Below are 7,953 nucleotides of genomic sequence, written 5' to 3'. Positions count from 1 at the left end.
AGGACGAGCCTTGAGCAACACGACGGACGCCCTGCACGGGCTGGAGTGCACCGTAGTGGTCCGCCACACCGACCCGGTGATGCGCGATCACACGGTGCACGGCACGAGCATCCTTCCCGGGGTCTCGTTCCTCGACCTGATCTACCGGATCCTGCGATCGAAGGGCGTGGATACCGAGACCGCCGAGCTGCGGCGGATCCTGTTCCAGCAGGCCGTCGCGGCCGGCGAGGAGTTCGACACCGAGCTGGAGTTCCGGTTCACCGGTACGGCCGCGGGCCGGCACCGGATCGCGGTGCGCGGCATCCCGCTGCTGCGCACCGGCGGGCGGGGCGCGCCGGCCGAGGTGCTGGAGTGCGAACTGCGCCTGGGGGAGCCGTTCCCCCGCCACCGCATCGACCTGGACGCGCTGCGGGCCCGTGCCGGCCGCACCGCGGACCTCGCGGAGCTGTACCGGGAGGTGCGCGCCGCGGGCATCGTGCACGGCGAGTTCATGCGCGGACGGGGCACCCTGCACGTCGCCGACGGCGAACTCCTCGCCGACATCCAGGTCAGCCGCCAGGCCGCCGGCTACCTGGACTACTTCCACCTGCACCCGGCCGTCCTGGACTCCTCGACGCTGCTGCCCACCCAGTTCGCCGAGGACGTCGCGCGCCACTCCGGGGCGGTGGCCCCGCAGGACCGCAAGCCGTACATCCCCCTCTACATCGAGTCCTTCCGCGCCCGCCGGGCCCTGGGCGGGGACAACCGGGTGCACGCCCGGCCACCCCGTTACGCCGGCCAGGACGCCGACCTCAACAGCTGCGACCTGGACTTCTACGATGCGGACGGGGTGCGGCAGATGTGGCTGCACGGCCTGACCTCCAAGCGCGTACGGGAGACCGGCTCGATCAGCCGGCTGACCGAGGTGGGCACGGCGGCGGAGCCGGCCGTGGCATCCGCCGGCCGGCCGGCCGGCGCGCCGGACCCGGAACCGGACCCGGACCCGGGCCCGGACGCGGAGTCCGCGGCGGACGGCGGCCCGGCCGCGCTGCGCGAGCTGATCGCCGCCCTGCTCGCCGGGCAGCTGGGCACCGGCCCCGAGGCGATCGACCCCGAACGCGGCTTCTACGAGCTGGGGCTGGAGTCCACCGCGCTGCTCTCGGTCGTACGGGAGCTGGAGGAGGCGCTGGCCACCGAGCTGTACCCGACGCTGCTCTTCGAGCACAACACGGTCGAGGCGCTGGCCGCCCACCTCCACGAGACCGTCGGTGCCCGCGTGGCCGCGCCGCGGCCCGCATCCGTGCCGGGCGGCGAAGCCGCGCCGCAGGAACCGGAACCGGTCCCGGGCGATGGCGAGGAGACGGCCGGGGCGCCGGCGGCCGCTCCCGACGTACTCCACCTGGAAGGCCGTTGGGAGGACGCCCCGCTCCGGCACCCCGCCCCCGGTCCGGCACCGTCCGGTACCCGGCTGCTGATCGACCCGGCGGGCCAGGTCCCCGACGGCTCCTGGGGCCGGCACACCGTACGCGTCGGACACGGCCCCGGCTTCACGGAGGAGGCCGACGGCTCCTTCCGGCTGGACCCGGCGGCGCCCGGCGACTGGCGGCGCCTGCTGGACCGGCTGACCGAGCGGGGGGCGCTGCCGGACGAGATCGTCTGGTGCCCGCCCGTGACCGAGGGCGGACCCGCCCTGCTGACGGACGAGTTCACCGCCCTGCTCGGCCTGTCCGGCGCGCTGATGCGCCGGCCGGGCCTGCGCCGGGTGCGCCTGGTCCACTGCCTGTCCGTGGCCGGCGACGGCGGGTCCGGCGCAGCCGGCGGGACGGGTGGCGCCGGTGCGGACACCGCCGGAGGCGGCTTCACCCCGCTCCAGGCGCTCAGCGGCATGTTCAAGACCATCCGCCTCGAACACCCGGGGCTGCGCTGCACACTGCTCCGGCTCGACGTGCCGGTGGCGAGGGCGCTGGACGTCATCGAAGCCGAGCTGGCGGACGACGAACAGGTCGACGTCCGCTACCGGGCCGGCCGGCGCACCGTACGCCGCTACCGGGAGGTCCCGGTCGCCGGCCGGCCGTGGCGTCCGCGCGACGGCGGGGTCTACCTGATCACCGGCGGACTCGGCGGCGTCGGACTGGCCTTCGCCCGCCACCTGGCCCGCCACCACCGGGCCCGGCTGGTGCTGTGCGGCCGCTCACCGCTCGACGCCCGGGGAGAGCGGCGGATCGCCGAACTGACCGCGCTGGGCGCCGAGGTGCTGCACCACCGCGCCGACGTCGCCTCGGCGCACGAGGTGGCCGAGCTGGTCGCCGCCGCCCGCCGCCGGTTCGGCGCCCTGCACGGCGTGATCCACGCGGCCGGTGTGCTCCGCGACGGCCTGGTCCCGGGGAAGACGGCCGCCGACGCCGAGGCCGTCCTGGCCGCCAAGGTGGCCGGCACCGTGCACCTGGACCGGGCCACCCGCCAGGAGCCGCTGGACTTCTTCGCGCTCTGCTCGTCGACCGCCGCGTCCTGGGGCAACGCGGGCCAGTCCGACTACGCCTGCGCCAACGCGTTCCTGGACGCCTTCGCGGTCGAGCGGAACCGGCTGGTCACCGTCGGCGAGCGGGCCGGCCGCACGGTCTCGGTCGGCTGGCCCGCCTGGCGCGACGGCGGCATGGGGCTGACGCCCACCGCCGAGGCCGGGCTCCGCTCGATGGGCATGGAGCCGCTGGACGCCGTCACCGGTCCGGCCATCCTGCTGACCGCCCTGGCGGGCACCGCCGGACACCTCATCGCCCTGGCGGGCGACCGGCAGCGGATGACCGAGGCGATCGGCCGGCACGCCCCCGCGTTCCAGCAGATGGTGCTCGGAGCGGAGGCACCGCCGCCGCGGACGCGTCCGCGGCACTCCGCCGAGGACGACCGCGCCGAGGACGCGGACGGCACCGCGATCGCCATCGTCGGCATCAGCGGCCGCTACCCGATGGCCGAGGACCTCGGCGAGTTCTGGGACAACCTGCGGGCCGGCCGGGACTGCATCACCGAGGTCCCCGCCGACCGCTGGGACCACGACGCCGTCTACGCGCCCGAACGGGGCACTCCCGGGCGCACCTACGGCCGCTGGGGCGGATTCCTCAGCGAGGTCGACGCCTTCGACCCGCTCTTCTTTCACATCTCGCCGAAGGAGGCCGCGGTCATCGACCCGCAGGAGCGGCTGTTCCTGCAGACGGTGTGGCACACGTTCGAGGACGCCGGCCACGCACCGTCGGCCTGGAAGGGCCGCAAGGTCGGCGTCTACGTCGGGGTGATGTACAACCAGTACCAGCTCTACGGAGTCCGCGGCCCCGGCGAGCCGGGCGGGCTGGTCCCCTCCTCCTTCAACGCCGCCATCGCCAACCGCGTCTCGTACTTCCTGGACCTGCGCGGTCCGAGTATCGCGCTGGACACCATGTGCTCGTCCTCGCTCACCGCGATCCACCAGGCGTGCGAGAGCATCCGGCGCGGGGAGTGCGAGGCGGCCGTGGCGGGCGGGGTCAACCTCTCCGTGCACCCCAACAAGTACCTGCTGCTGGGGCAGTCCTCCTTCCTGTCCACCGACGGGCGCTGCCGCAGCTTCGGCGCGGACGGCGACGGCTACGTACCCGGCGAGGGCGTCGGCGCCGTGCTGCTGCGTCCGCTGCGGGACGCGCTGCGCGACGGCGACCGGATCCACGCCGTGGTCCGCGGGGCCGCCCTCAACCACGGCGGACGCACCAGCGGCTTCTCGGTGCCCAACCCCCAGGCCCAGGCCGAGCTGATGACCGACGCCTTCCGGCGCTCCGGCACCGACCCGGCGACGCTCGGCTACATCGAGGCGCACGGCACCGGAACCTCGCTCGGCGACCCCATCGAGGTGGCCGGCCTGGAGAAGGCCTTCGCGGAGTCCGGCGCACCGGGCGGGCCGGCCGCGGCTCCGGTCCCCATCGGGTCGGTGAAGTCCAACGTCGGGCACCTTGAGTCGGCGGCCGGTATCGCCGCCGTCACCAAGGTGGTGCTCCAGCTCAAGCACCGTGAACTGGTGCCCTCGCTGCACGCCGAGCAGCTCAACACCGCGGTGGACTGGGCGCGTTCGCGCTTCCGGGTGCAGCGTGAGGTGGCGCCGTGGCGCGCGCCGGACGGCGCTCCGCTGCGGGCGGGCATCAGCTCGTTCGGGGCGGGAGGCGCCAATGCGCACGTGGTGCTGGAGGCGTACGAGGGCGATGCGGCACGGCCGGGGTCCCCGGACCCGGAACAGGGTGCCCGGGACCGGCTGTTCGTCTTCTCGGCCAAGGACGAGGACCGCCTGCGCGCCCTGGCGGAGCGTTTCACCGCCTTCCTGGGCCCGCACGCCGGGGACCCCGGACACCTCACGGACCGGCTCGCCGGCATCCTGGACGACCTGCTCGGCGTCGCCCCGCAGCGGACCGGCGGGCCGGCCGCGGTGGGGTCCGGGGACGGCCCCGAGACGCTTGCCGAACTCGGTCTGGATTACCCGCTGTTGACGATCCTCCGGCAGCGGATCGAGGAGGAGCTGGGGTGCGGACTGCCCCCGTCCGCGGTACACGGCGAGGCCACCCTCCAGTCGCTGGCGGCGGTGCTGCGCACCACCGGCGCGGACGGCCGGCCGGCCCCCGCCGGAACCGGCCCCCTCCCCGCCGTTCCGCTCGACGACCTGGCCTTCACCCTGCACACGGGCCGGGAGGCGATGGACGAGCGGCTCGCGGTCATCGCGTCCGACGTGCGCACCCTGATCGAGCGGATCACGGCCTGGCTCGGCGGCGGCGCGCTGCCGGCGGGCACCCACCGCGGGCGGCGCGACCGCGGCGCCGGCCGCCCCGCGCCCGAGGAGCTGCGGTCCGCCGCCGAACGCGGAGACCTGGAGCTCCTGGCGCGGGCCTGGGTCGCCGGCGCCGAGATCGACCTCGGGCCGGTGGCTGACGGGGGGCGGCCGCCGCGCCGGATGTCGCTGCCGGGCTATCCGTTCGCCCGCACCCGCTGCTGGATCGAGCCCGCTCCCGTCCGGCCGGCGGTCACGTCCGCCGCGCCCTCCGCCGCGCCCTCCGCCGGGGCCGTTCCGCGTCCGGAACCGGTGCCGGCGGCCGGGCCGTCCGTTCTCGAACTCCCCGACGGCTCGGTGCACCTGGCGTGGGACCTGTCCCTCGCGGACCAGCCCTGGCTGGCCGACCACACCGTGGGCGGCACGGTGCTGCTGCCGGGCACCGCGTTCCTGGCCCTGGCCGCCCGCCTCGGGGCGGCGGTGGACTGCGGCCTGGTGGAGGAGCTGACGCTCCAGGCGCCGCTGCCGCTGCCGGAGACCGGCCGGGTCCGGCTGAGCGTACGGGCCTCGGCCCCGGACGCGACGGGGCGGCGGACGGTCACCGTCCACGCGCGGCCCGACGGCGCACCGGCCGGCGCCCCGTGGACCCAGCACGCCACCGGCGTCCTGGCGACGGCGGACCCGGCCGCGGCGACGGCGGATCCGGCCGGGCCGGCGGACCGTGACCTCCCGTGGCCGCCGGCCGGTGCCGAGCCCGTGCCGACGCAGGGGCTCTACCCGGGGCTCGCCGAGGCCGGGCTCGACTACGGCCCGGCCTTCCAGGGGCTGCGCGCGGTCCGGCGCGGCACGGACGGTGCGCTGTACGCCGAGGTCGCGCTGCCGCGGGCGGAGGGGGCCGGCGGCCCGGAGCACACCGGGGCGTTCGACGTCCACCCCGCCCTGCTGGACGCGGCGCTGCACGCGGTCGCCCACGGCTCGTTCGTGGCCGACCCCGCACGGCCCCATGTCCCCTTCACCTGGCGCGGGGTCCGGCTCCACGGTGCCGTCGCGGCCCCCGGCGAGCTGCGGGTCCGGATCCGGGCCGCGGGCCGGGACACCGTGGCGGTCCACGCCACGGACCCCGCCGGCCGGCCCGTCGCCGACATCGCGGCACTGGTGCTGCGCCCGCTGTCCCCGGGCGGCGGGGAGAGCGTCGCCGACGCGCTGTTCCGGACCGACTGGACCGAGCCGGCCGCTGCCGCCGGCGGCGACCCCGCCGTGCCCCGGTGCGCGGTGCTCGGCCCCGACCGCCTCGGCTTGGCGGAGGCCCTGGCCGCGGCCGGGGTCACCGCACCGGTCCACCCGAGCCTCGACGCGCTCCGCGCCGCGGGCCCGGTCCCGGAGCTGGTCCTCGTGCCATGCGCGGCATCCGGCACCTCCGGTGACCCCGACGGCCCGGCCGCCGGCGCGCACACCGCCGCCCGCCGGGCGCTGGCACACGTGCAGGCGTGGACGGACGACGCCCGGCTGTCCGCCGCGCGCCTGGTGTTCGTGACCCGTGGCGCGGTCGCCACCGGGCCCGGCGAGCACCTCGCCGACCTCGGCTCCGCCGCGCTGTGGGGGCTGGTGCGCTCCGCGCAGTCCGAGCACCCCGGCCGGTTCGTCCTCGCCGACCTCGACCGGACGGACACTCCCGCCGCGCTGACCGCGCTGCTGTCGGCGGCGACCGGTTCGGACGCGGCCGGCGACGAGCCCCAACTGGCCGTCCGGCAGGGCGGGGTGCGGGTGCCCCGGCTGGTGCGTACGGCGCCCGCGGCGACGGATGGCGCGGCACCCTGGCGCCCCGACGGCACCGTGCTGATCACCGGCGCCTCCGGGACCCTGGGCGGTCTGGTCGCCCGGCACCTCGTCACCGAGCACGGCGTACGGAATCTGCTGCTGGCCGGCCGGCGCGGCCCCGACGCCCCGGGCGCCGCAGCCCTGGAAGCCGAGCTGACCGACCTGGGCGCGCACGTCACCACCGTCGCCTGCGATACGGCCGACCGCGACGCGGTGCGCCGGCTGCTGGCCGCCGTGCCGGCCGACCGCCCGCTGACCGCCGTCGTGCACGCGGCCGGAGTCCTCGACGACGCGACGGTGGGCGAGCTGACCCCCGGCCGCCTGGACGCGGTGCTGCGGCCGAAGGCCGACGCCGCCTGGCTGCTGCACGACCTCACCCGGGATGCCGACCTCTCGGCGTTCGTCCTGTTCTCCTCGGCGGCCGGGGTGCTGGGCGGCCCGGGGCAGGGCAACTACGCGGCGGCCAACGCCTTCCTGGACGCCCTGGCCCGGCACCGGCGCGAGCTGGGGCTCCCGGGCGTCTCGCTGGCCTGGGGCAGGTGGGAGAGCGCCGCCGGGATGGCCGGGGCGCTCGACGCGGCCGACCGCCGGCGGATGGACCGCAGCGGCATCCGCGCGCTCAGCGAGGCGGACGGGCTGCGCCTGCTCGACCTCGCGGGCGGCGCCGCGGAACCGCAGCTGATCCCGATCCGGCTGGACCTGGCGGCGCTGGCCGCGCAGGCCGGTCCCGGTGCCGTACCGCCGCTGCTGCGCGGGCTCGTCCCGGCGCCCGGTCGCCAGGCGGCGGACGCGGCCGCGGACGGGGCGGACGGCGTGGCCGAGGCGCTGCGCCGGACCCTGACCGGCCTGTCCGAGCCCGAGCAGGCGGCCCGGCTCTCCGTGCTGGTCCGCGGCCAGGCGGCCGAAGTCCTCGGCTACCCGGGCCCGGAGGCGATCGAGGCCGACCGTCCCTTCTCCGAGCTGGGCTTCGACTCGCTGACCGCGGTCGTCTTCCGCAACGGGCTCCAGGCGGTCACCGGGCTGCGGCTGCCCGCCACGCTCACCTTCGACCACCCCACACCGGGCGAGCTCGCCGGGCACCTGCGCGACGAGCTGGGCGGCGACGGCGGGCAGAGCCCCGTCCTGCGGATCCTGGCCGAACTCGACCGCCTGGAAGGGATGGTGGACGAGGTCGCACAGGACGCCGCCGTGGGCGACCGGCTCGCGACCCGGCTGCGGGACCTGGCCGCCCGGCTGACCGCGCCGGGGCAGGAGCCCGCCGGCCGCCCCGAGGACGGTGACGACCTGCTGGCCCGCATGGACGCGGCGACCGACGACGAGTTCTTCGCCTACCTCGACCAGCAGTTGGGCACGGAATGACCCGCGCGTCCACCCGCTTCACC

The 7,953-nt window shown here is 77.0% G+C and carries 1 protein-coding gene; it reads left to right on the top strand.

The genetic code is table 11. The features are described from left to right. Positions 1–10 precede the first annotated feature (10 nt). Entirely contained in the window at positions 11–7,930 is a 7,920-nt protein-coding gene (locus tag AZE13_RS14070) for an SDR family NAD(P)-dependent oxidoreductase (protein ID WP_066930891.1), read from the top strand. Positions 7,931–7,953 lie beyond the last annotated feature (23 nt).

The organism is Streptomyces sp. NBRC 110611, from assembly GCF_001590865.1.
Lineage (GTDB): Bacteria > Actinomycetota > Actinomycetes > Streptomycetales > Streptomycetaceae > Streptomyces.
Note: the sequence above shows the minus strand (reverse complement) of the source record. Positions and strands in the feature narration are given on the sequence as shown.